18 protein-coding genes are annotated in these 23,415 nt (G+C 69.5%); 11 read left to right on the top strand and 7 right to left on the bottom strand.

Features of this window, described 5'->3' with window-relative positions:
* Nucleotides 1–33: 33 nt before the first annotated feature.
* Nucleotides 34–1,227 (bottom strand): AI-2E family transporter, encoded by a 1,194-nt coding sequence (locus HNV26_RS25490; RefSeq protein WP_171443529.1) that lies wholly within the window; start codon nucleotides 1,225–1,227, stop codon nucleotides 34–36.
* A gap of 304 nt (nucleotides 1,228–1,531) precedes the next feature.
* Between HNV26_RS25490 and HNV26_RS25485 the strand changes: the two genes are divergently transcribed.
* A complete protein-coding gene (locus HNV26_RS25485; protein ID WP_253817021.1) occupies nucleotides 1,532–1,861 on the top strand; it encodes a hypothetical protein in 330 nt (109 codons plus the stop codon).
* A gap of 17 nt (nucleotides 1,862–1,878) precedes the next feature.
* Here the strand turns inward: HNV26_RS25485 and HNV26_RS25480 are convergent, their stop codons facing one another.
* Both HNV26_RS25480 and HNV26_RS25475 read right to left on the bottom strand, forming a co-directional pair.
* Nucleotides 1,879–3,429 (bottom strand): gluconolaconase, encoded by a 1,551-nt coding sequence (locus HNV26_RS25480; RefSeq protein ID WP_366816955.1) that lies wholly within the window; start codon nucleotides 3,427–3,429, stop codon nucleotides 1,879–1,881.
* A gap of 107 nt (nucleotides 3,430–3,536) precedes the next feature.
* Nucleotides 3,537–5,351 carry a flavin-containing monooxygenase gene (locus HNV26_RS25475; RefSeq protein ID WP_171443532.1) on the bottom strand — a complete coding sequence of 605 codons (1,815 nt, stop codon included), beginning with the start codon at nucleotides 5,349–5,351 and terminating at the stop codon, nucleotides 3,537–3,539.
* A 169-nt stretch (nucleotides 5,352–5,520) separates the two neighbouring features.
* Between HNV26_RS25475 and HNV26_RS25470 the strand changes: the two genes are divergently transcribed.
* Both HNV26_RS25470 and HNV26_RS38610 read left to right on the top strand, forming a co-directional pair.
* On the top strand, nucleotides 5,521–6,033 hold the full coding sequence (locus HNV26_RS25470; protein ID WP_171443533.1) for a TetR/AcrR family transcriptional regulator: 513 nt from the start codon (nucleotides 5,521–5,523) through the stop codon (nucleotides 6,031–6,033).
* A 148-nt stretch (nucleotides 6,034–6,181) separates the two neighbouring features.
* The gene (locus HNV26_RS38610) at nucleotides 6,182–6,706 is read left to right on the top strand and encodes an Ig domain-containing protein (RefSeq protein ID WP_366816953.1); all 525 of its coding nucleotides are present in this window, start codon (nucleotides 6,182–6,184) and stop codon (nucleotides 6,704–6,706) included.
* 8 nt (nucleotides 6,707–6,714) lie between these two features.
* Here the strand turns inward: HNV26_RS38610 and HNV26_RS25460 are convergent, their stop codons facing one another.
* Entirely contained in the window at nucleotides 6,715–7,314 is a 600-nt protein-coding gene (locus HNV26_RS25460) for a TetR/AcrR family transcriptional regulator (protein ID WP_171443534.1), read from the bottom strand.
* A gap of 107 nt (nucleotides 7,315–7,421) precedes the next feature.
* Between HNV26_RS25460 and HNV26_RS25455 the strand changes: the two genes are divergently transcribed.
* The 4 genes from HNV26_RS25455 to HNV26_RS25440 all read left to right on the top strand — a co-directional run bounded on the left by HNV26_RS25455 (nucleotide 7,422) and on the right by HNV26_RS25440 (nucleotide 11,306).
* Nucleotides 7,422–8,783 carry an alpha/beta hydrolase family protein gene (locus tag HNV26_RS25455; RefSeq protein ID WP_253817018.1) on the top strand — a complete coding sequence of 454 codons (1,362 nt, stop codon included), beginning with the start codon at nucleotides 7,422–7,424 and terminating at the stop codon, nucleotides 8,781–8,783.
* A gap of 9 nt (nucleotides 8,784–8,792) precedes the next feature.
* Complete coding sequence (locus HNV26_RS25450) at nucleotides 8,793–9,854, top strand: BamA/TamA family outer membrane protein (protein ID WP_171443536.1); 1,062 nt, start codon at nucleotides 8,793–8,795, stop codon at nucleotides 9,852–9,854.
* Between the two features lie 48 nt (nucleotides 9,855–9,902).
* Nucleotides 9,903–10,094 (top strand): hypothetical protein, encoded by a 192-nt coding sequence (locus HNV26_RS25445; protein WP_171443520.1) that lies wholly within the window; start codon nucleotides 9,903–9,905, stop codon nucleotides 10,092–10,094.
* A gap of 78 nt (nucleotides 10,095–10,172) precedes the next feature.
* Nucleotides 10,173–11,306: a hypothetical protein gene (locus HNV26_RS25440; protein WP_253817017.1), complete on the top strand. Its 1,134-nt coding sequence runs from the start codon at nucleotides 10,173–10,175 to the stop codon at nucleotides 11,304–11,306.
* Nucleotides 11,307–11,312: 6 nt separating this feature from the next.
* Here HNV26_RS25440 and HNV26_RS25435 read toward each other — a convergent pair whose 3' ends face one another.
* Nucleotides 11,313–13,019: a HEAT repeat domain-containing protein gene (locus tag HNV26_RS25435; RefSeq protein WP_171443538.1), complete on the bottom strand. Its 1,707-nt coding sequence runs from the start codon at nucleotides 13,017–13,019 to the stop codon at nucleotides 11,313–11,315.
* A gap of 123 nt (nucleotides 13,020–13,142) precedes the next feature.
* Between HNV26_RS25435 and HNV26_RS25430 the strand changes: the two genes are divergently transcribed.
* On the top strand, nucleotides 13,143–14,408 hold the full coding sequence (locus HNV26_RS25430) for a DmpA family aminopeptidase (protein ID WP_171443539.1): 1,266 nt from the start codon (nucleotides 13,143–13,145) through the stop codon (nucleotides 14,406–14,408).
* A gap of 13 nt (nucleotides 14,409–14,421) precedes the next feature.
* Here the strand turns inward: HNV26_RS25430 and HNV26_RS25425 are convergent, their stop codons facing one another.
* Entirely contained in the window at nucleotides 14,422–16,242 is a 1,821-nt protein-coding gene (locus HNV26_RS25425; protein ID WP_171443540.1) for a DUF885 domain-containing protein, read from the bottom strand.
* Complete coding sequence (locus HNV26_RS25420) at nucleotides 16,239–19,190, bottom strand: DEAD/DEAH box helicase (protein WP_171443541.1); 2,952 nt, start codon at nucleotides 19,188–19,190, stop codon at nucleotides 16,239–16,241. The genes HNV26_RS25425 and HNV26_RS25420 overlap by 4 nt, the downstream gene beginning before the upstream one ends.
* A gap of 393 nt (nucleotides 19,191–19,583) precedes the next feature.
* Here HNV26_RS25420 and HNV26_RS25415 point away from each other — a divergent pair, with 393 nt between their 5' ends.
* The 3 genes from HNV26_RS25415 to HNV26_RS25405 are packed head-to-tail and all read left to right on the top strand — an operon-like array spanning nucleotide 19,584 to nucleotide 23,357.
* On the top strand, nucleotides 19,584–22,904 hold the full coding sequence (locus HNV26_RS25415) for a type 2 lanthipeptide synthetase LanM family protein (RefSeq protein WP_171443542.1): 3,321 nt from the start codon (nucleotides 19,584–19,586) through the stop codon (nucleotides 22,902–22,904).
* Nucleotides 22,901–23,116 carry a mersacidin/lichenicidin family type 2 lantibiotic gene (locus tag HNV26_RS25410; protein ID WP_011552917.1) on the top strand — a complete coding sequence of 72 codons (216 nt, stop codon included), beginning with the start codon at nucleotides 22,901–22,903 and terminating at the stop codon, nucleotides 23,114–23,116. The genes HNV26_RS25415 and HNV26_RS25410 overlap by 4 nt, the downstream gene beginning before the upstream one ends.
* Before the next feature lie 31 nt (nucleotides 23,117–23,147).
* Nucleotides 23,148–23,357, top strand: a complete 210-nt coding sequence (locus HNV26_RS25405; RefSeq protein WP_011552916.1) for a mersacidin/lichenicidin family type 2 lantibiotic — start codon at nucleotides 23,148–23,150, stop codon at nucleotides 23,355–23,357.
* Nucleotides 23,358–23,415 lie beyond the last annotated feature (58 nt).

The raw sequence follows: 23,415 nt of genomic DNA, 5'->3' as shown, positions 1-23,415 counted from the left end.
GGTCGACGTCCGGAGGCCCTTCTGCTTTCGCGCTCAGTGCGCCGATGGAGTGTCCGGCGGCGGTGGCTCACGGCTCGGCGGCGCCGACGGACGTGGCCCCGCCATGGGGCCCGCGAAGAGCAACCCTTCCTCCACCGCGCCTCGGCCGGGCTCCCGCTTCGAAGCCTCCATTCGATGGCTGCGCTGCCACGCTTCCTGGCGAAGCCCCAGCACCTCATGCACCAGCACCTGCGCCGCCGCGGCCAGCGGCACCGCCAGGACGACGCCGGGCAGCCCCGCCAGCGCGCCGCCGCAGAGCACCACGATGGAGATGAGCAGCGGGTTCATCTTGATGGCCCGCCGCTGAATCATGGGGCCCAGCACGTTGGACTCAATCTGCTGGTACACAATGAACACGGCCACCGCGATGAGCGCATCCTTGAGGCCCACCGCGGCCAGGGTGATGACGCCCACCAGCACCGCGCTGATGATGCTGCCCAGATAGGGAATGACGCCCATCATCATCACCATCAATCCCAGCGGCAGGAAGTACGGCACGCCCTGGATGAGCGCCATGGTGGCGGCGACCGTTCCGCCAATGGTCATCACCAGCAGGGTCCCCGCCAGGTAGTTGGCCACGGCCTTGCGCATCCGGGACATGAGCAATCGCACGCGAGGCTGGCGGCGCGGCGACACCCACTGGATGGTGCTCTCGTAGAGGTCTTCACCGAACAGCAGGCTGAACACCGTGAGGACCACCACGGTGATGCCGCCCGCCACCAGGCCCAGCGTCGACGACAGGACATTGATGAGGCGGCCCGCGACGTCCGTCGGCTCGAAGCGGATGAGGTCCTCCACCTGCACCTGCACGCCATAACGCGTGCTCAGCTCCTCCACCCAGCGGGACTGCGCGAGCCGTTCGAGCATGGCGGGCATCGACTGGACCAGGGCCTGGAGCTGGTGGATGAGCATGGGCACCAGCGAGCCCACCAGGACGCCCATCATCCCCAGCAGCGCCAGCGCCACGATGGCCACACCCGCGCCGCGTGGAAGCCCCCACCGCGTCAGCCGGCGCACCAGCGGGCTCAGCGCGATGGAGAGCAGCAGCACGACGGCCAGCAGCGTGAGCACGGGGTACAGCGCGCGGAGCGCGGCCCAGCACAGGATGAGCAGCAGGACCTGCAATCCGACAATCCAGACCGTCCGCGGCGGCACATAGACTGGGAGCTGCCGACGAGATGCCTTCATGCCTCACAAGGTAGGATGTGGTTGCACGGACGGTAGGCGGCCCGGAGCACACCACCGCGTCACCTGACATGCGCTCCTGCAACTTCAGGCAGTTGGCGCAGCGCGCACCCAGCAGGCGAGCGGACGTGCGCCCACTGTCACGCCTGAGGTGCGAGCGAGCCTTGAGGCCGGAAGCAGGCAACGCATGCCATGGGGGCGAGCGTGCCCCACCCTTGAGTGCGAGCCGAAGGGGGCGCAACCTGCACGCGCCGTGTCCGATAATCCCCAGACCCACCCGAGGACCGGGAGTGTGGAGGGTGACGCGATGTGGATTGAAGCCATCGTCATGCCCCGGCAGAGCGCCACGCCTTACCGGCCCCCGCCGCGCAAGAAGCGTGGAGCCAATGCCATCCCGGCGTCGGCCCCGGACCGCCGGCCCGCCTACCAGGCCGCGCTCGACGAGGGGCGCCGCTTCTGGGACGCCGTGCTCGCGTTCCTGAAAGCCCACCATTTGATGGACGCGGTCCGGTGGATCAGCGAACCGGGGACGATTCCCCTCGTCACGCTCCACTGCACCCGCATCGTCCTGGAGCGGCTCCGACAAGCGCCCGAGTTCGAAGCGGGTCTGTCAATGAACCTCGAAGTCCCCGTGTGACGGGTGGCCGTGCGGGCTCAAGGCACGGGGACGAAGCGGTAGAGCGCGCTTTCGATGTCGGACGTCACGTAGAGGGTGCCCGACGCGCCCACCGCCACGCCCGTGGGGATGTAGCCCGGAGGCAGCCCCTCGCTCTCAGGCAGACCGATGCGCAGGCCCCTGGCGAGCACCGTCACCCGGCCCGTGGCCGCGTCGATGCGCACCAGCCGCTTGCGGCCCACCTCCGCGACAATCAGCCCACCATCGGGATGCAGCGCGATGCCTTCGGGCGCCTCGAGGCCCGCGGCCACCGTGCGCCGCGCCCCATCCGACAGGCGCACGCGCGTCACCTTCCCCGAACGCACCTCCGTCACGTACACCCCAGGCTCCTTCGCCTTCGTGTCGGCCGCGAGCCCCACGGGCCCACCCAGCCCTTCCGACAGCACCGTGGTAACGGCGGGCTCGGAGGTCCCCACACGAACGAGCCGGCCCGTGGCGGCCTCCGCGATGATGAGCGTGCCGTCCTCCAGTTCCACCACACCCTGCGCGCCATTCGGACTGGGAAGGGTCCGCAGCAGCGCCCCCGTGCCGCGGTCCAACACCTGGAGGGTGCTGTGGCTGCCCAGATAGGCCGTGCTCAGCACGACATGCCGGGCAGTCACGCTCACGTTCATGGGGAAGTTCAACTGCGACGAGAGGACCCGCGTCGTCTGGGTCACCAGGCCCTCACGCCCACCCACCCGGCGCAGGGCGTACACATCCGCCACGTACAGCGTCTCCTCGGGGTCATCTGGCACGACGGCGATACCGGAGGGCACGGACAAGCGAGAGTCGACCAGGAGGCGAACGGAGCCATCGGCGGGATTCACCACGCGGATGTCGTTGTCGACCATGTTGGACACGTACACCTGGTCATCCGGGCCCACGGCCAGATTGTCGAGCCCGGTGGGCAGCTTCGCGACGACCTCCTTGGCACCCGACGGCAGACGGACCCGCACCAGTTCGCCCGTCGCCGCGTCGACGACGTAGAGGTTCTCCCGGCGAGCGTCGAAGTTGACGGCGACGGGCACCGTAAAGCCCTCCGCCACCTTCTCGATGAGGCCCGTGTCCACGTCCACGCGGGCAATCTGCCCCTTGAGGATGAGCGGGCCATACAGCCGGTCATCGGGGCCGAACTCGAAGCCATTGAGATACCCGGGCGCGTCGATGACCTTCCGGGGCGGCTTGCGCCCGGCCGGGTCCACCTCCCACAGCGCATCACCCCGCCCGAGCTGCGTCACGTAGAGCCGGCCATCGCCGCGGAAGGCCAGCGAGTTGAGGCCCGGCAGGTTCCTGGCGATGACGCGCGTCTTCCCATCCGGAGTGCGCCGCATCAACTGGCCGGAGAAGTAACCCGTCCAGTAGATGGAGCCGTCAGGCCCCAGCGCGACGTCATCCGCGCCGCCCAGCGGAGGCCCCACGAGCGTGCTCACCGCGCCCGTGCGCAGGTTGACGGCGTGGACCGACTGGCCCAGCAGGTTGCTGGCCAGCAGGTTTCCCTTTCCATCCACGGCGAGCCCGTGGACGCCCTGGAAGTGGGAGCCAGCCACCACCGTCTCCTGACGGTAGGACCTGGGAGAAGTCGCCAGGACAGGGCCCCCCATCAACAACAGACCGGCGGCCAGGGAATTGGAGACGCGTCGGAACCAGGAGGCAGTCATGGATTCGAAGCCGCCTTGCCCTGCGTGAGCTCCAGGCCGACGAGTCCATCGCCCTGACGCCAGGCCCGCAGGACTTCGATGAACGCGAGCGTGTCGCCACCGAAGGTCGCGTAGCGGATGGCGTTCGGCCCCGGGCTGACGCCCTCGTTGTTGTAGTAGCCGGGCGTGCAATCCGCCCCGCCGAAGGAAATCCCCGTCCTGAGGCGGGAGAGAATCACGTCCCACCACTGCTGCTGTGCCTGCGCCGAGGGCTCGATGACTTCCACGCCCTGCTTCAGGCACCGCCCGATGATGTAGGCCGCGTGCTGGGATTGCTCGTCGAGGATGTGCACGAAGTTGATGGCCCAGCCGCTCTGGGTCGTGGTGAACATCAGCAGATTCGGGAAGCCACGGCTGTGCATGCCGTGCAGCGTCGCCGGACCGTCGGCCCAGCTTTCCCGGAGCGATGTGCCATCGCGGCCCCGGATGTCGAAGCCCAGCATCCGTGTGTAGTCACCCGAGACTTCGAAGCCCGAGGCGTAGATGAGACAGTCGACCGGGTATTCCCGCCCCTTCACCACCACCCCCGTCGGCGTCATCCGCTCCACGCCCTTGCCTTCCGTGTCCACGAGTTGGACGTTGGGCCGGTTGAACGTCTCCAGGTATTCGTCGTGGAAGCAGGGCCGCTTGCACATCGGGTTGTAATAAGGCTTGAGCGCCTCGGCCGTCGCCGCATCCGAAACAATCGCATCCACCCGCGCGCGGATCTCCTCCATCTTCCGGTAGTCAGCCAACTGGCGGAGTTCGACGGCTTCCTCGGGCGTCCGGGCCTGCTGGGTCGCGTCATCCTGAAAGATGTACGTCCAGCCGTCCTGGACCATGTCGACCGGCAGCGGGCGGCCAGAGACAACCGCGGAGAAGTTGCGGATGCGCTCTTGCTGCCAGCCTGCCTGGAGCGACTTCGCCCAGGTCTCATCCGTGGGCCGGTTGCCGCGCACGCCAACACTCGAGGGAGTGCGCTGAAAGACATACAGCTTCTGGGCCACGGCCCCCAGTTGGGGAATGGCCTGAACCGCCGTGGCGCCCGTGCCGATGATGCCCACGCGCTTGTCACCCAGCCGGGTCATGCGGCTGGTGGGGCTGCCGCCGGTATAGGCGTAGTCCCAGCGGCTGGTATGGAAGCAATGCCCCTTGAACGTCTCGATGCCTGGGATGCCGGGCAGCTTGGCCTTGTGGAGGATGCCTCCCGCGATGATGACGAAGCGCGCCGCCAGCCGATCCCCTCGGTCGGTCGTGACGTTCCAGCGCCGGGCGTCCTCGTCCCAGTCCATGGACTGGACCAGGGTCTGGAACAGGGCCTTCTCGTAGAGCTGGAAGTGCCTGCCAATGCGCTGGCAATGGGCGAAGATTTCGGGCGCCCGCGCATACTTCTCCGTGGGCATGTAGCCAGTCTCTTCGAGCAGCGGCAGATAGATGTAGGACTCCACGTCGCAAGCGGCGCCTGGATAGCGGTTCCAGTACCAGGTGCCACCGAAGTCGCTGCCCTTCTCGACGATGCGGATGGAGTCCACGCCCGCCTGACGCAGCCGCGCGGCCGACAACATGCCGCCAAACCCACCTCCGACAATCAAGACGTCTAGCGTTTCCACCAGCGCCGGGCGTGTAAAGCCAGGCTCGACATAAGGATCCTTGTCGAAGTCCGCGAAGACGCCCTTCAAAGGGATGTACTGCGTATTGCCGTCGGGCCGCAGCCGCTTCTCACGCTCGAGGCGGTACTTCTCCTTCAAGGCTTCCGGAGAAAAAGCGCGCCCCTCCTGCTTTGTCGCAGTCATCCGCACATATCCTTTCGAGTTGGAAGCCACGCACGACGTACACAGTCGTTTACTTACATAGACATAACTCAGTCGAAACTATAAGTAAACCCAGATGCCCTTGACCCGACCGCCCACTGCAATGCCAGCCGTTCGGCAAAGAGACTCCGAACGCACACGCACCTCGCTGATGACCGCCGCGCGGGCCCTCTTCTCCACACAGGGCTTCGCCAACACGGGGGTGCGGGACATCGCGGCGCTGGCCGGAGTCAACTCCTCGCTCGTGGGCCGCTACTTCGGCTCCAAGCAGGGGCTGTACCGGGAGACGCTGGCGCAGGTGCTCGATATCGGCCCGTTGCTCCAGATAGACAGGCGCCAGTTTGGAGAGACGGTGGTGTCCCTCTTCCTCGGCGCACACGACGCCTCGGGTCCGTTGGCGATGCTCATCCTGTCGGCGTCCGACCCCGAAGCCCACGCAATCAGCGTCGAACTGCTCCAGAAGCAGGTCATCGCCCCCCTGGCCCGCTGGCTGGGCGCTCCGGATGGCGAGGGGCGCGCGGCCCGGCTCAACATCCTCTGGAATGGCCTGCTCGTCAGCGGGCGGCTGCTGCCCATCCAACGGCTCTCAGCGGGGCTCGACACGTCCACCCAGCGTTGGCTGGCGGCCACAATCCAGTCAGTCATTGACGAAGGCGCGACCTGAGGGCGCGGCGGTCCTGCCGTGGCAGCGGGCGCCTGTCCGCCCCATTGGCTACCGTCGCTGTCCTTCGAGCTTCGTTCCATGCGCTGGAGTCGTTCATGTCGCCCTCCCGCGCACTCGTGCCTCTTCTCGTCCTGCTCCTATTGACCGCGTGCGGGGACCCCCCCACGCCCGCGACAGTGGCGTCATCGTCGACGCCGGAAACAACCCCGACGCTGGAACGGACTCCGATGCGGGGGCGGACGCCGGACAGGACGGGCCGCCTGGCCTCACCACCGAGGCCCTGCCGGAAGGCACGGTGAGCCGGGCGTACACGACGACGCTGGCCGCCGCGGGTGGCATCGCTCCCCTGACCTGGAGCATCACGGAGGGGACGGCGCCGGCGGGCCTCACGCTGTCCGCCACGGGCACGCTCAGCGACACGCCCGCCCAGGTGGCCGCCAGCACCTTCACCGTCAGCTGGACGCTGTGGGACGCCACCAATGGCCCCCGCGCGGCATGTCTTCGCGCAGGGGACGCAACTGGGGCTGGCAAGGCGGTGGTCGTCTTCGGTGGCGCCGCGGCGGTGCCCGCGGGACAGGTGAATGCGCTGGCCGCATCCAGTGGCCTGCTGGGCCTGGGCCAGCTCTCCAGGGCTGCGCGCGGACGACGCGGCGTTCTGACGAGCCACGCGTGACACGGCCCTCAGGGAACGAAGAGGAGCCGTGACGCCTGCTGCACCCAGGCGCGCCGCGTGTCGAGCGTGCCGAAGTCGAGCAGGATGAACTGGTCGAACAGCCGGGGCATCATCGACAGCAGGCTCAAGGAGGCCCAGACCTGAGTGAGCGCCATCCGCAGCCGGTTCTCCGGCAGGTGTGGCGCCCCCGGTGCCAGCCGCCCGGCCAGCTCGGCCAGGAACGCATTGAGGCGCTGGATGGCGGAGCTGTCGTAGCGCTGATGGGCCAGCGCGTCGTGGAAGTGCGCGTGCGCGATGTACGGGTAGCGCAGCGAGTTGCTCATCAAGTCCTCGAGCAGCGCCTCGAACGCCTCGCGAATGCCCAGGCCCTCCAACCGGAGCCGATCGAAGTCCTCCAGGACGTTCCCGAAGGCCTGGTCCAGCGTCTGCTCCAGCGCCAGGGCAACCAGCTTCTCCTTGCTCCGGAAGTAGTAGCTGATGGCCGCGCTGTTCACCTGCGCCTCGCGGGCAATCTCCCGGATGCCCGTCGCATCCAGTCCGTCCCGCCCGATGCACACGATGGTCGCCCGGAGAATGCGCTCCCGGGCCTCCTGCTCCTTGGTCCCCATCCCTGCAAACCCCTGAAACAACGTGAGTCCGCGCCGGCGCTTGACAGGCGCGGGCAACTTTAAATCTATTGATTCAATCAACAGATTAACCCAGGAGATTGAATCCCATGCTCAAGCCCGAAGGCGAACCTACCGCAGGAAGACCCTCCCGACGAGGCGTGCTGATGGGAGCGGGGCTGTTTGCCGGCGGCGCGGCGGCGGCGCTGGGGCTGCGAAGCGCGCTGGCACCGGTGTCCAAGGACGTGCAGGGCATCAACCCCCGAAGCAACGCCTGGTACGACATCCGCCTCACGGGGGACGGGCTGATGGACAATCAGGTGCTCTGGTTCCTCGGCCACGCCACCCATGGCCAGAGCGACGTGGGGGACGTGCTGGAGACGGCCAGCCGCATCCAGCCCGGGGACGAGCGCAGCTGGTTCGATGCGTGGACCCAGACGGCGCGGCGGGTCCACGGCCACGCCCAGAACGCCGAGTCCAAGGGTCACCTGCTGAGCGCCGGCCAGGCCTACGCGCGCGCGGCGAACTACTACCGCGCGGCGACGATGCACTACACGGACCTGGAGGACCCGCGGACGCTCGAGGTGACGCGTCAGGCGGCCACCACCTTCGAGAAGTCGAACGGACTGCTCAGCTATGACGTGCAGCCGCTGGCCATCCCCTACGAGGGCACCACGCTGGCGGCGTACTTCGTGCGCTCGCCGCACGCGAAGCCCAGCGCGCCCGTCATCCTCCTCCACCAGGGGCTGCATGCCTGGCCGGAGGAGACGAAGTGGGTCTGGGAAGGCGCGACCCGGCGCGGCTACCACGTGCTCATGTTCCACGGCCCGGGCCAGGGCCGCTCGCTGCGGGAACACCGGCTGAGCTTCCGGCCGGATTGGGAGAAGGCCGTCAGCCCCGTGGTGGACGCGGCCGAACGCATCAGCGGGGTGGACCCTCGCCGCATCCTCCTCATGGGCCTGTCGTTTGGCGGCGCCCTGGCGCCTCGGGCGGCGGCGTTCGAGCCTCGCATCGCCCTGTGCATCGCCAACCCCGGCGTCCTCAGCTGGTGGGAGGCCACCAGCGCGCACTTCAACCGCTTCCTCCCGGGCTCGCTGGCACTGCTGAAGTCACACCCGGAGCAGTTCGACCAGGCGATTACCGCGCTCGCGGACCGGTGGCCCACCGCCCAGTACTGGCTGCGTGACGTGTACTGGAAGCATGGCGCCCGGTCGCCGTCGGAGCTCTTCCGCAAGCTGGAGGAGTTCACCAACGAGGCCATCGTCGACCGCATCCGCTGCCCGGTGCTCATCATGGAAGGCGAGGCGGAGGATGCCTCGCCGGGCCAATCCCAGAAGCTCTACGACGCGCTCCGGGGCCCCAAGCACCTGATGATGTTCACCCACAAAGAGGCCGCGCCCCTGCACTGCCAGGCGGCGTCCACGGCGCTGGCCGAAGCGCGCCTGTTCGACTGGCTCGACGAAAACGTCTGAGGCCCCGCCATGACACCGCTCCTCACGGCTGTGCTCGGCGTCCTGCTCGTGGCCACTCCCGAGGAGGCACCGGAGGGGCGCTTCAGCGTCGTCCCCTTCGTGCTGCCCGCCTACCAGCCGGAGACGAGCTTCCTCCTGGGCGGCGCGGCATCGCTGATCTATCAGCCCCCGGCATCGCGAGGCGGCAGGGAGTCCCAGGTGATGCTGGCCGCCGCCGCGAGCACCCGTGGCCAGTTCACCCTCCTCCTCCAGCCGGACGTGAATCTGCTCGACGACCGGCTGAACCTCACGGCCACCGCCAGCGCGGCGCGCTTCCCGGACCGCTTCTTCGGCATGGGCGCGCGCACGCGGGCGGAGGACGAGGAGGACTTCACCCCCATCTTCTTCGAGCTTGAACTGAGTCCGAAGTGGCGCATCGCTCCCCGCCTCTATGTCGGCCCCACCGTTCGCTATCAGCGCGCGCGCTTCACCTATCTAGCGGAGGACGGGGCGGTGCGGCGCATGACGGGCGCCGAGGGCGGTTCGACGGTTCAATTCGGGCTCACCGCCCTTTATGACTCACGGGACAACACGCTCAATCCGCTGACAGGCCTGGTGGCGCGGCTCAACCTGCGCCGAGCCCGGGACGCGTGGAGTTCCGGCTACGCCTTCGATGTGCTGCGGCTGGATGTCCGGCGCTACCTCACACTTCCGTGGGGACAACGGCACGTTCTCGCGATGCAGGGGCTCGTCGAGCTGCGCGACGGTGAACCGCCCTTCTATGACACGGGACGGTTGGGTGGGATGGAGTTGAGCCGAGGCTACCTGGAGGGGCGCTTCCGCGAGCGCCAGCACCTGGGTGCGCAGGTTGAGTACCGCGCGCCCCTCTTCTGGCGACTGGGCGGCGTGGCCTTCGTCTCCGCGGCGACGGTGGCGCGCAGCCCACCCGACTTCGAGTTGCATGACATCAAACCCGCAGCTGGCATAGGGCTGCGCTTCGCCCCCATGTCAGACGTTCCCGTCAATCTCCGGCTCGACATCGCCTACGGAAACGAACCCAGCTTCTATTTGAACGTGGGTGAGGCTTTCTAGACTGGGAAAGCAGCCAACATTCACCGTCCCGTGAGTTAGAAGTCGGCCATGCGCGCGCCCCTGTTGTCTCTCCTTGCCGACGACCAGAAGCACCGCATCCTCAAGCACCGGGACGGTGAAGGCGTGTCCCCGGCCGGCGCGCTTCCGGACGCCCCGCTCAACAGCCCCCGCTTGGGTGAGGACCCGGGCCGGCGCCGTTCGTGGCTCGCCCTGGCCCGAGCCACCGCGAGCGTGCCCTGAGCATTTCGACTTCGCCCTGGGCCCAGGGGGCGTGCCCAGGACGTGCTGATGCACCTCCCTCCGCCCTCGGAGCACACCATGGTCCGCACCGAACGCGTCGCTCGTCGTGTCTTCTCCAGGCTGAACCTGGCCCTGCTGCTCACAGGCGCCCTCGCGGGCTGCGGGGGCCCCCTGGAGCCGGCCCCGTCCACGCCCGCACCCGAGGGCGCGCTGGACGCCCAGGCCCAGGCCCTGACGTATCCCAGCGGCAGCAGCCAGACGGTGGTGTCCCGCCGTGTCGTCTCCAGGAACGGCTCGGGGGCCTATCAGGCGGCGGCGGGGTTCGAGCACTTCCGCGCGGCGGGCGCTTTTGACGGCGCGCTCCACAACATCCGCATCGCGGAGGTGGACGCGCCTGCCGTGCGCGAGGCCCTGGTCCTCATGTCCGCGGGCCAGAAGATTTCGAGCAGCGGCCACTCCAGCGGCGTCACCGGACAGGCCTCCAACTGGGATGCGTCCTGTGACAGTGTCTCCTGTCCCAACGTGAGCCTGGACGGCCGTTCGCTGGCCATGAAGCTGCGCGCCCTGGGTTGGTTTCCCAGCGGCAAGACGTACCTGTCCGTCGTCAACGACGCCAACTTCGACCACCTGTTCGACAGCGACACGAAGCAGCGCATCGTGAATGGCTTCTCGAACTGGCTCCAGGCGCAGGTCCGTCCGGAGACGCGCGCCATCTACCTGGCGGGCAGCTCTCGCGGTGGCTGCTTGATGATGCGCATGGCGCAAGCGCTCCGCGCGAACACGGCGCTCGACGGCATCGCCATCTATGTGTCGTCATTCGACGGCGTATGCCGCAACAGCCAGGGCGAGCTGGGGACCTTCGACAGCAAGATCAACAACCCCGTGCGGCCCTGGGGCACCTTCTATGGCGCGTGGGCCACGAACCTGACGGCCCAGTTCCCCCGCCGCGACAGGCTCCACATCTTCCACGTGGTGGGAGGCCAGGAGGTCGCTCCCGCCACGGGCATCCGCGCCTTCTCCGGCTACGCGGGCAGCACCCCGCCTTCGACGGGCACCAACCTCGACTGGGGCTGGTACAAGCAGACCTGGGTGAAGTGGCAGCACAAGGAGATTGGCAATCCCTACACGGCCCCCAGCGCGTCGGACCAGGCGCAGGTGGTGGCGGAGACGATCGACGCGCACCTGACGTGGCTCGACGCGCGCCTGCCCTGAAGCTGCTCAAGGAAACCCGGGCGGCCGACCTTCCTCGGCCGCCCGTAGTCGCGCGCCGGGGACGCGCCAGCCGTCCGCGCGCAGCGCCTCGCGCAGCCGCGGCGTGTCCTTCACGGGGTCCCAGGCACCACAGGCCCAGGGCAGCACCTCGTCCACGATGGCACGATGGACCTCGCGTGCCGACGCATGCGGGCTGAGCGGCTCCGGAGACTCCTCGCTGGCGCCCAGCGCGAAGGTGATGACCGACCGGCGGCTCAGCGCCCGGCACGCGGCATGGACGCACGCGCCCAGGGGGTCCACGTCCGGCGGGCGCGGCGCGACGGACGCGGACGGACGGGGGACACACCCGCAGGCGTAGTTCACCGACCAGGCGGCGGAGAAGGCATCCGGCGCGCAGAACTGGCTGGGGGTGAAGTTCCCCACCTCGGCCACCTGTGCCGCGTGCTCCTCCGAGGGCTCACAGAGCCAGCGGTCCATGGCCATGACGGCGCGGCGCGACCAGTCGTTGTTCGGGTCCTGGGATTCCCACAGCCCCAGCACACGCCTCGCGGCGGCGAGCGCCACGCGCACCGCCACCTCCGTACCGAAGGCGGCCAGGGACTCGAGCCACTGCCGCAGCGCCAGGGACGGCTCCTCGGTGTGCTCGACGGGCCACGCCACGTCCGCCAAGAGCGCGGCGCAGAGCGGCTCCTGGAAACGGTCCGTCCTCAAGGGCGGCGCTTGCTGTCGCAGGACCGCGCGCGTGATGTCGTCCATGACGGCGTCCACATAGGGCGCCAGGACCTCGACGGCCCGGAGCGCGTCGAGCGATGCCAGGGCCTCCGCGCCCTGGACGCCCAGCCGGGCGATGAACAGGAGGGCTCGCTTCCCATCTTCGAGCCGTCGCGTCTCACCGAGCGGGCCCCGCCAGGAAGGCGGAGGCGGCCCGTCTTCTTGCCGGCGCGACCTCGCGCTACTCGCCACTTCGAGCAGTCTTGGAATCGCTCGGGCCGGCGCCAGCAGCGACAGCACGCGCAGGGCCTCGTTCCGATTCTCATCGTCCAGAATCGCCTGCTCCTCCAGCGCGGTGAGGACCCCTTCGTCGCGCGGAAAGCGAGCGAGGACATGGAGCCCCTCCCGGCGCACCGCGCGGTGGGCATCACCGATCAGCGATAGCGCGGCGACGCGAACCTCGTCCGGCAACGGGTCCTGCATCGCCGCCAGCACCTGCGCCGCGTGCATCCGCGTCGGCGTGTCGCCCCGCTCCTTGAGACACGGCAGGACGGCGCGCAGGGCCATGGGGGTGGCGCGTGGGCGCATGCGCGTCAGCACCGCCAACGCCATTCGCCGGACCCGCGCCACGGGCTGACGGAGCACGGCGAGGAGCGCCGGAATCGCGCAGGTGGGGAGCGGGTCGATGGTACCCAGCGCCGCGACACACTGCCCGAGCATGTTGCGCGTGGCCTGCCACGAAGCCTCCTGGTCCGCTCGCGCCAGGGCCTCGATGAGCGCGGGCACCGCCGCGAGCCCCGCCTGGCACACGCGGTCATGTGCATCCCTGCCGTCAAACCAGCGGATGCGGTCTCCGGCGAGCGCGGCAATCCACTCGCGCACCGTCTTTCCTTCCACCTGGTAGCCGAAGCGAACCAGCGCGGTATCCAGCCGCCGCAGCGAGGCGAGGTCATCCGGCCGCGCCTTGCGCCACAACGCATCAAGGTCTTCGTGTTCGGCCATGTGCAGCCCGACAGCCTCCCGACGGTGAGGGGACTCAAGGAGATACTGGCAGGTCCCCAACGGACATGGCCAGACGGCCCCCCCGTTGGGGTTCTGAAGCGGATCGCGATATGACGACGCGCAATGAACCTGTTCCGTCTCCCTTTGTGCCTGGGCGTCGTGTCCTGTCTGTTGCTGGGCTCCCTTCCAGCGGAAGCACAGTCCACCCAGGCGAGGCCCCGCGCGCGCGACCTGGGCATCACCTTCGGCGGCCAATCCGGCCCGAACAACGCCATCACCGACGTGTCCGGCGTGGAGGTGGGCCACACGACGCTGATTTCGGGTGACCCCCGCGGCCCGCGCGGCAAGGGCGCGGTGCGCACCGGCGTCACCGCCGTGCTGCCTCGCGGCAAGGACGGCGTGTCCGAGGACGTCTTCGCCGCCATCTACGCCCTCAACGGCAATGGCGAGATGACGGGCTCCCACTGGCTCACCGAGTCCGGCCAGCTCGCGGGCCCCGTCATGCTCACCAACACCAATGACGTGGGCACCGTGCGCGACTCCGTCATCGCCTGGGCGATGAAGCGAGGGCTGGAGTGGGAGCTGGGGCTGCCCATCGTCGCGGAGACGTGGGATGGCCTGCTGAATGACATCTACGGCTTCCACGTGAAGGCCTCGCACGCCCACCGCGCGCTCGACAGCGCCAAGAGCGGTCCCGTCGCGGAGGGCTCGGTGGGCGGCGGCACGGGGATGGTGTGCCACAGCTTCAAGGCCGGCATCGGCACGGCGTCGCGCAAGCTGCCCGAGTCGGAGGGCGGCTACACCGTGGGCGTGCTGTTGCAGTGCAACTACGGCGCGCGCCACCTCTTCACCGTGGAGGGCGTGCCGGTGGGCGAGGAGATCAACGACCTGCGCCCCTGCTACACCGGGCCCAAGAAGCCGAGCCCTGGCATCTTCAAGGACTTGCCAGCCTGCTCGGCGTCGCGCGGCGACACCCTGCCTCGAACGCCCGAGGGCGCCGGCTCCATCATCGTGGTGGTCGCGACAGACGCACCGCTGCTGCCGCATCAACTGGAGCGACTGGCGAAGCGCGTGCCGCTGGGCATCGGGAAGATGGGAGGCCTGGGGGGCAACTCCTCCGGCGACATCTTCGTGGCCTTCTCCACGCAGCGCCTGAAGCCGCCCGCGGACACGGCCGTGGCCCGCGTGTCCACGCTCGACAACGAGCGGATGACGCCGCTCTTCGAGGCCACCATCCAGGCCACGCAGGAGGCCATCCTCAACTCGATGCTGGCCTCCGACACGATGGCGGGCGCGGAGGGCAGCCGCGTCTTCGGACTGCCCCAGGAACGGCTCATCCAGGTGATGAAGAAGCATGGCCGGCTGACGACAGCCGCGCCCGCGCCGTGACGCCGCGCGCGCCTCAGTCCGCCCGCTGAGGATTGGGCGCGGCGGCCCCACGCTGCCGCGCCTGGACCCACCCCTGCACTCGCGCCTCGAGGACGTCCAGCGGCAGGGAGCCGTCGAGCAGCACGACGTCGTGGAACTCGCGCACGTCGAAGCCCGGGCCCAGGGCCTGCTCCGCGCGTGTGCGCATCTCGCGAATCTTGAGCTGCCCTACCTTGTACGCCAGCGCCTGCCCCGGCCAGGCGATGTAGCGGTCAATCTCGTTGGTGGTGTCCAGCTCCTGACGCGGCGAGTTCTCCATGAAGAAGTCGAGCGCCTGCTGCCGCGTCCACTTCTTCACGTGCATGCCGGTGTCGACGACGAGCCGCACCGCGCGCCACATGTCGTAGGCCAGCTGGCCGAACTTGTCGTACGGGCTGGCGTACAGACCCAGCTCGTCGCCCAGCGTCTCGCAGTAGAGCGCCCAGCCTTCGCCATAGGCCACGTAGTAGCCATAGCGACGGAACTCGGGCAGGCCGGGTTGCTCGGCGGCCAGGGCCGTCTGCAGGTGGTGACCGGGTACGGCTTCGTGCAGCGTGAGCGGCACCATCTCCCACAGGGGACGAGTCTCTGGCCGGTACAGGTTCACCAGGTACGTGCCCGGCCGTGAGCCATCCGACGCCCCTGGGTAATAGAAGCCGGTGGTCGCGTCCGGAGCCATGGCCTCCGGCGTCGGCTCCACGCCATAGGGCTGCCGGGGCAGCGTCTTGAACAGGCGCACCAGCGACGGGTCGATGCGCTTGGACAAGGCCCGGTAGCGCATCAGCAGCTCGTCCCCGTCCCGCGCATAGAAGCGCGCATCCGTCCGCAGGAAGCGGAAGAACTCCGCCAGCGTGCCCTTGAAGCCCGTCTGGGCCTTCACCGCCTCCATCTCCGCGCGCAGGCGCTGGACCTCGGCCAGGCCGAGCGCGTGAATCTCCTCCGCGCCCAGGCCGGTGGTGGTGAACTTGCGCGCGAGGAAGGCGTACAGCTCCGCGCCGTCGGGCAACTGCCAGATGCCCACCGCCTCCGTGCCCTTCGGGACGTACGCCTCGGTGAGGAACTGGTGGAAGCGCTTCAGCGCGGGGAGCACGCCCTGCGAAATCGCCGCGCGGCCCGCCGCGGACAGGCGTTGCTGCTCCGCGGAGGCAATGCCCTTGGGGAAGCGGCGGAACGGCGCGAAGAAGCCGCTGTCCGCCGGGTCCGCCACGAGCTGCTTCGCCACCTGCGGCGGAATCCGCTGGAGGACGACCTGGGGGTGGATGCGCTTCTCACGCAGTCCCTCGCGCAGCAGCGCCAGCACCTGGTCCACGTAGGTGCCGAAGCCCTGGAGCCGGGCAACCCAGTCCTCGTAGTCCTTCACCGTCTCGAAGCGCAGGTTGTCCGCGAGCTGATAGGCCGTCTGCACGCCCGGCGGCTGTTTGATGCCCTCCGGGATGCCGCCCATGTGGTTCACCGGCATCAGGTACGTCTTGAAGCGGTGCTCCTCCACCCACGTCTCGTAGTCGCGGCGGAACAGGTCGTAGTTGAGCTGGTCCGCGGCGGAGAGCGCCTCGCGGTCCACCGTCTTCAGCTTCGCGAGCACCTGGAGGTTGTGCTGGTGGTCCGCCGCGATGGCCTCGAGGCTCAGGTCATCCCAGCGGCCGTTCCAGCGCCGGTCGCCCTGCACCGATGCGTACGTCGGGCTGTGCTCCAACTGGTACTGCCACTCCTGCTGGATGAGCGCGTGCAGCGTGGCGGCGGCCTGGGGCCGGGCGTCGGCGGATTCGGGAAGCATCGTGAGGAACCCCACTGCGAAGAGAAGGACTGCACGCGTCACGAGAAGAGTTCGAGCAGGTCTTCCCGGGTGATGGCCGTCGCGGCGGCGGCCTCGCTCAGGGCCGCCTCGAAGATGGCCCGCTTCTTCTCCTGGAGCCCCAGGATGCGCTCCTCCACGGTGCCCTGGGACACGAGCCGGTACACCATCACCGTGCGCTCCTGGCCAATGCGGTGGGCGCGGTCCGCGGCCTGCGCCTCCGCCGCCGGGTTCCACCACGGGTCCACCAGGAAGACGTGGTCCGCCGCCGTGAGGTTGAGGCCCGTGCCGCCCGCCTTGAGAGACATGAGCAGCACCGGCTCGCCCTCCTGGGACTGGAAGCGCTCGGTGACTTCGCCGCGGTTGGCCGTGGTGCCGTCCAGGCGGCCGAAGCCGATGCCCGCCGCCTTCAGGCGCGGCTCGATGAGGTCCAGCAGCGACGTCCACTGAGAGAAGACGAGCGCCTTGTGGCCTTCCGAAACGGCCGTCTCCAGCGCGTCCACCAGCGTCTCCACCTTGGATGACGTGTTGGCCCGCTGGCCCGGAACGAGCGCGGGGTGACACGCGGCCTGACGCAGCCGCAGCAGGGCCTCCAGCGCCTTGAGCACGCTTCCGCCCTCGTTCAGCAGCGCCACCACTTCCTTGCGCGTGGCCGCCATCACCGCGTCGTAGACGGAGCGCTCACGCTCATCCATCTGCACGTGCATGACGGACTCGATGCGCGGCGGCAGCTCGGGCGCGACGTCCCGCTTCAGACGCCGGAGCACGAAGGGGCGGATGCGGCGCCGCAGCCCCTCGGCCGCGTCCTGCCGGCCCTCGGAGATGGGCCGCGAAATCTTGTCCTCGAAGTGCTTGCGCCCCCCGAGCAGGCCCGGGTTGGTGAAGTGCATGAGGCTCCACAGCTCCTCCAGCCGGTTCTCCAGCGGCGTGCCGCTGAGCGCGAGCCGGAAGTTCGCCTTGAGCCCGAAGGCCGCGCGCGCCACCTGGCTGTCCGGATTCTTGATGGCCTGCGCCTCGTCCAGCACCAGCGAGTCCCACGTCTTCGCGCCGAGCACCGCCGCGTCCAGGCGCATGATGGCGTAGGTGGTGAGCGTCACGTCGGCGGACGGCTCCAGCGCGCGGCCGGGCCCGTGGTACACGCACACCTTGAGCGACGGGCGGAAGCGCTTCAGCTCCGCGGCCCAGTTGGGCAACACGCTGGTGGGGCACACCACCAGCGATCCGGGCCCCAGGGCGCAAATCGTCTGGAGCGTCTTCCCCAGACCCATGTCGTCCGCCAGGATGCCGCCCAGCCCCGCGCCGCGCAGGAAGCCCAGCCAGCTGACGCCCTGGAGCTGGTACTGGCGCAGCGTGGCGTTGAGCTCCGCGGGCAGCTCGGGTGGGGGCAGCTTCTCGAAGCCGGAGATGAGCGGCGCCAGCCGGTCCAGGCCCGGCGGAGGCGGCTGCTCCAGCGTCTCGCACAGCGCCGTGAGCTCCGGCAGCGCGTGGTTGGAGACCTTCCCATCCTCCTGCCGCGCGTTGAGCAGGTCCGCCACGCGCTGACCGTGCTTGTCCAGCCAGGCGCGGGGCAGCGGCGCCCAGCCACCACCGTCCAGCGGCACCAGCCCCAGCCCCTCCGTCCACGCCCGGATGACGGCGGCGGCGTCCACGTCCTTGACCTCGCCCCTGGCCCCCTCCACCTGGAAGGAGAGCTGGAAGCGCACGTCGGGGACGCCCTGCCCCGTGACGCTGGACTCCAGGTGGAGCGACGGGCGCAGCTTGACGTCGGGGCTCACCAGCCCCGCCGCGTCACCGGCGAGGTCGCCGCGCCAACGCCGCAGCTTGTCGGCCCAGCGCACCATCTCCGAGCCCTGCACCGTCAGCCGGCGGCCGGGCACGAGGTTCAGCTCGTCGCGCAGTTGGTGGATGAGGCGCTGCTCGGCGGCCTCGTCGCGCAGCGGCACCGCGCCGCGCAGGTACACCATGCGCCCGTTGTCGATGCGCACCACCGGCGGCGCGCCGTAGACGAGCGTGGGCAGCACAGACAGGCCGGCGTCGAGCTGGTTCAGCTCCAGCAGGATGCGCGGCTTCAGCTCGCGGTCCAGGCGCGGCAGCCGTTTGCTGCGGACCTCCACCGGCAGGCGGCGCCCCAGCTCGGGCATGATTTTGGAGGTGAGGTCCCCCAGGTGGTCCGCTGAGTACGTGCGGACGATGGGCAGGTGCTGCAACCAGGGGCCGGACATGGACGTCTCGCCCAGGCGGACCAGCGTATCGCTCGCGAGCGCCACCCCGGGGCTGACCACCTCCTGGACGCGCGGGTCCTTGCTCACCGTCACCACGATCTGGCCGCTGCGGTCCTCCACCACCGCGCGTGGCAGCACCTGCTCGTCGGACACCGCCACCGGGCGCCCGTCGAGCAGCACGTTGCGCGCCGACTCCAGCACCTTGAGCACCGCCTCCAGCGTCTCCGGCGCCAGGGTGCCGCGCGTGCGCCGCTGCTCCAGGATGCGGTCGGCCAGCAGGTCCGCGTTCTCCACCTGGAGCTTCGCAGCCTCCGCGGGCCGGGCCATCAACGACGTCAGGCTGCCCTCCAGCGGCGTCTCCGTGCCGTCCACCTGGACGATGGAGCGGCGCAGCTCCAGGCCGCCGTCCACGCGAGTGAAGTGGTAGACGACACGGGCCCAGCGCGTGGCCACCGTCTCCATGGGCGCGTCCTGCTTCTCCGCCTGCTGGATGGAGATGGCCGCCGCCACCACGTGCTCACAGGGGTCCACCTGGCTGGGGCAGTCGCACTCCCAGGCGTCGTCGTTCGGATACAGGACGACCGTGAGGGCGACCGGGCGCCCCTTGGCGCGGACCCTCAGCTCCAGCTCGCCCCCTTTCTGGGACTGGAGCACCACGGCTCCGGAGCGGGCGAGGTTCACGCCGTTGGACCAGATTCCCGGCTTGGCTTCCTTCCGGACGGTTTCGAGCAGTTGGGCGGTGGCGGACATGGGGCGTTGCTTCCCTACGCCCCGAGAATGCATCGCGCAACGGCCATGAGCGCGCACCGTCGCGTGGCAGGCGGCCTCCCCCTGCCCCAGCGCAGGCGAAATCCCCCGCCTGGATGCGGCGGACGAGGGGGGCCGCGCTCCTGAAGCTGTTGGCCAGCACCTGAAGCCCTGCTTGGGAAAACTACAACGCCAGCGGCCCACCGCCCGCGCCACTGCCGTTGATGCGGGCGTTGTACAAATCCCTCCCACCGTCCCGCGTGGATTGCATGCCAGACGACCACGGGCGCCCAGCATTGACAGGCAAAGATGAAATGACTTACCTGTATCACAGTCATCTCCCTGCTACTCCAACGAAGCCAGCTCACCGGGTTTTGCCCAGGAACGAGAGGACGCGTGGAAATCACGCAGAGGCAGGACGAGGCGACGCCGAGAGCCGACGCTCCATCGCGGTTCGCACGCTGGGCACGGGCAACCACACTCACCGAGCGGGCCGAATTCACTCTCAAAGCCAATACGACGCAACAAGACAGCTCCGCTGCGGCGCGCAAGCGATTGGATGCATGGCGTCAGCAGGAGCCCTTCGGACACGCGGATTGGTGGCAGCGCAGACTGCAATCGTCGGGGCTGACCGAGGCGGAGCTGCTCACGCTGCTGGAGATACCCACCGGGGCGCCTTGGACCACGCCTGCTGAAGTCCCCCACTGGGTGCAGGTGCTGGAGCACACCTACGCGGAGCCCTCGCACGCGCCCGTCCCCTGGCCCGAGCGCACGGAGGGCCCGGACCGCTCGGCCTTCCTGCCGCTGGTGGAGCCGCTGGTGTCGCACGCCGTGACGCAGCTCACCGCCGCGCTGAAGCTGATGAAGCACGCCGCGCCTGGGCTCGACCTGGAGCCGAGCGTCGTCGTCTCCACGATGCTGGGCCACCTGCCCCAGGTGCTGGCACCGGTCCTGGGCCGTGCCATGGTGGTGGAGCTCCACGCCGCCCAGTTGGAGGGACTGCTCGCGGGAGACACCCCGGAGGCCCGCTTCCAGGACTTCACGAGACGGCTGCGCCAGCCGCGGGTCGCCCTGGACATCCTGGAGCGATACCCGGTGCTGGCCCGCTGCGTCGTCCTGCGCATCGCGGAGTGGGAATCCAACTGTCTGGGGCTGATGAAGCGGCTGACGCGAGACGCGCCCCTGCTCTGGCAGCGGTTCAACGCGGACCAGTTCCCCGGCGCGCTGGTGGAGGCACGCGGCGGCTTCTCCGACCCGCACCGGGGCGGCCAGGGCGTCTTCATCCTCCGCTTCGAGTCCGGGCTGCGGATTGTCTACAAGCCGCGCTCACTGGGAGCAGAGGCCGGGCTCCAACAGCTCCTCACGTGGCTCAACGCGCGCGGCGCCACGCCTACGATGAAGGGCGCGGAGGCGCTGGACCGAGGCGAGTACGGATGGATGGAGTACGTGGCCCCCGCGCCGTGCGCGTCAGCGGAGGAGGTCCGGCGCTTCTACGAACGCCAGGGCGCCTACGTCGCGCTGATGCACGCGTTGGACGGCACGGACCTGCACTTCGAGAACCTCATCGCCGCCGGAGAGCACCCGGTGCTGGTGGACGTGGAGACGCTCTTCCACCCGCTGTCGGGCACGCGCACGCTTCGAGACTCCGAGCACGCGGTGGAGGCGCCGCCGGTGTCCGTGCTCCGCAGCGGGCTGCTGCCGCAGCAGTTCTGGGGCACGCGCAAGAAGGCCGGTGTGGACCTGAGCGGGCTGAGCGCTCGGGCAGGTCAGCTCACGCCGCAGGCCTACTTGATGACGACGGAGCGAGGAACGGACCGGATGCGCTTCGAGCGGCGGCCGGTGGAGCTGCCCGGGTCCAACAACCTGCCGCGCCTGGAGGGCGAAGCCGCGCCGGTGCTGGACTACCGCGACGCGCTGGTTGACGGCCTCACCCGCATGTACGGCCTGCTACTGGAGCACCGCGAGGCGCTGCTCGCCGACGACGGGCCGCTGGCCGCCTTCGCGCACGTGCCCATGCGCGTCCTCTTCCGCAACACGGCGGTGTACGGCGCGCTCCTCTTCGAGAGCTACCACCCGCACGCGCTGACGGATGGGCTCGAGCGCCAACGCTTCTTCGACCACCTGTGGCGCGTCGTGGTGCCTGCCCCGGACTTCGCGGCGCTCGTGCCCCTGGAGACGGAGCAGTTGGAGCGGGGAGACCTGCCGTACTTCACCGCGCGCGCCGACTCGAAGGACCTGGAGGCGGGCTCGGGCCAGCGCCTGCCGGACTTCTTCCAGGAGACGGGCATGGCGCGCGTGCGCCGCCGGCTGGAGGGGCTGTCGCCAGAGGACCAGACGCGGCAGCGCTGGGTGCTGGAGCGCTCGCTGGATGTCCTGCTGCTGAGCTCGCAGACGGTGGCGCGTCCGACGTATCCCTTCCGGAAGCACCCCCAGCCCGGCCTCGGCGACGCGTTGCTCGCGGAAGCACGACGCGCGGGCGAACGGCTGCTGCCATTGGCCTTCGAGCGCCGCGATGAAGCGCACTGGCTTGGCCTGGATGCGGGAGACGGCGGCTGGCGGCTCGGTTCTCCGGGGCCGGACGTGTTCCAGGGGCGCGCGGGCATCGCGCTCGCGCTGGGCTACCTGGGGGACATCACGCAAGACGCGCGCTTCACGCGGCTGGCGCGGGCCACGCTGCGCACCCAGGCACGCCTCCTGGCGGAGGAGCCCGCCAGCGTGGTGGGGCTGGGCATCCTCAATGGCTGGGGCGGCATCCTCTACGCGCTGACGCACCTGGGCGTGCTGTGGAAGGACGATGCGCTCCTGGACGAGGCCGCGGGTTACGTGCGGCGGCTGCGGCCCCTGGTGGAGAAGGACACGGTGCTGGACGTGGGCGCGGGCGCCGCGGGCTGCCTCCTGGCGCTGCTGGTGCTCGGTGAGCACCGCCCGTCAGACACGTTGTGGGCCACGGTGGACGCCTGCGGTCAGCGGCTGCTGGAGACGTCCACGCCTCAGGCCCGAGGCGCGGCGTGGCTCTGCGAAGCCGCCGGAAACCGTTACCTCGCGGGCATGGCGCACGGAGCCGCCGGCATCAGCCTGGCGCTGCTTCGGCTGTTCGCGCGGACGGGCGACACACGCCTGCGTGACGCCGCGGTGGCCGGCATGGAGTACGAGCGCGGGCTCTACACACCCGAGGAGCGCAACTGGCCCGACCTGCGCGCGGGCGCGAAGGAACTGGCGGCGGCGGAGGGAACGGAACACTTCCTCTGGGCATGGTGCACCGGAGCCCCCGGCATCGGCTTGGCGCGACTGTCTGGGCTGCCCTTCGTGGACGACGCAGCGGTGCGCGAGGAGATTGCCATCGCGCTGGACTCCACCCTGGCGAGGGGCTTCGGCCGCAACCATGGTCTGTGCCACGGAGACCTGGGCAACGCGGACTTCCTGTTGGAAGCGGCGGCCACGCTCGGGGACTCGAAGCTCCGGGAGCGCACGAACGCGGTGGCGGGCGGCATCCTGCGCGGAATCTCCGAGCACGGCTACCTCTTCGGCCTGCAAGGCAGCACGGAGACGCCGGGCATGATGGTGGGCCTGGCGGGCATCGCCTACGGACTGGCGCGGCTGGCCATGCCGGAGCGGTTGCCCTCGCTGCTGACGGTCGCGCCTCCACGAATCGTCCGAGGTGAAGGGCTGGGCACCCCGGATGGCCGTCCCTCCAGCCGCAACCAGGAGCTGTCATGAGCCAGAAGAAGGACCACATCCTCCGCGCGTGGCGTGACCCCGAGTACTTCAACAGCCTGTCGTCGGAGGAGCGCGCGGCCCTGCCCGCCAACCCCGCCGCCGAGCTGGAGTTGGGGGACGACCTCCTGGAGGTCATCACTGGCGGAGACTTCTGCCTGCCCGGCCAGTCCAGCGCCCAGTGCACGCCGTGCCCGCCGCGGCACTGTCTCTGATTCGCCACCCCTTTCCTGTCCAGGAGCAGTCATGAGCAAGAAGGAACACATCCTCCGTGCGTGGCGTGACCCCGAGTACTTCAACAGCCTGTCGTCGGAGGAGCGCGCGGCCCTGCCCGCCAACCCCGCCGCCGAGCTGGAATTGAGCGACGAGGTCCTGGAGAGCATCTCGGGTGCGGACAGCTGCGAGCAGTTCGGCAGCTACTACTGCACGCCGTGCCCTCCCTACGTGTGCATGTAGCGAAGGTCCAGGGGGACTGGTTCAGTTCCGGGCCAGTCCCCCACCCCATGCGCTAACG

The sequence above is a fragment of the Myxococcus xanthus genome, assembly GCF_013116825.1.
GTDB classification, from domain to species: Bacteria; Myxococcota; Myxococcia; order Myxococcales; family Myxococcaceae; genus Myxococcus; species Myxococcus xanthus_B.
Note: the sequence above shows the minus strand (reverse complement) of the source record. Positions and strands in the feature narration are given on the sequence as shown.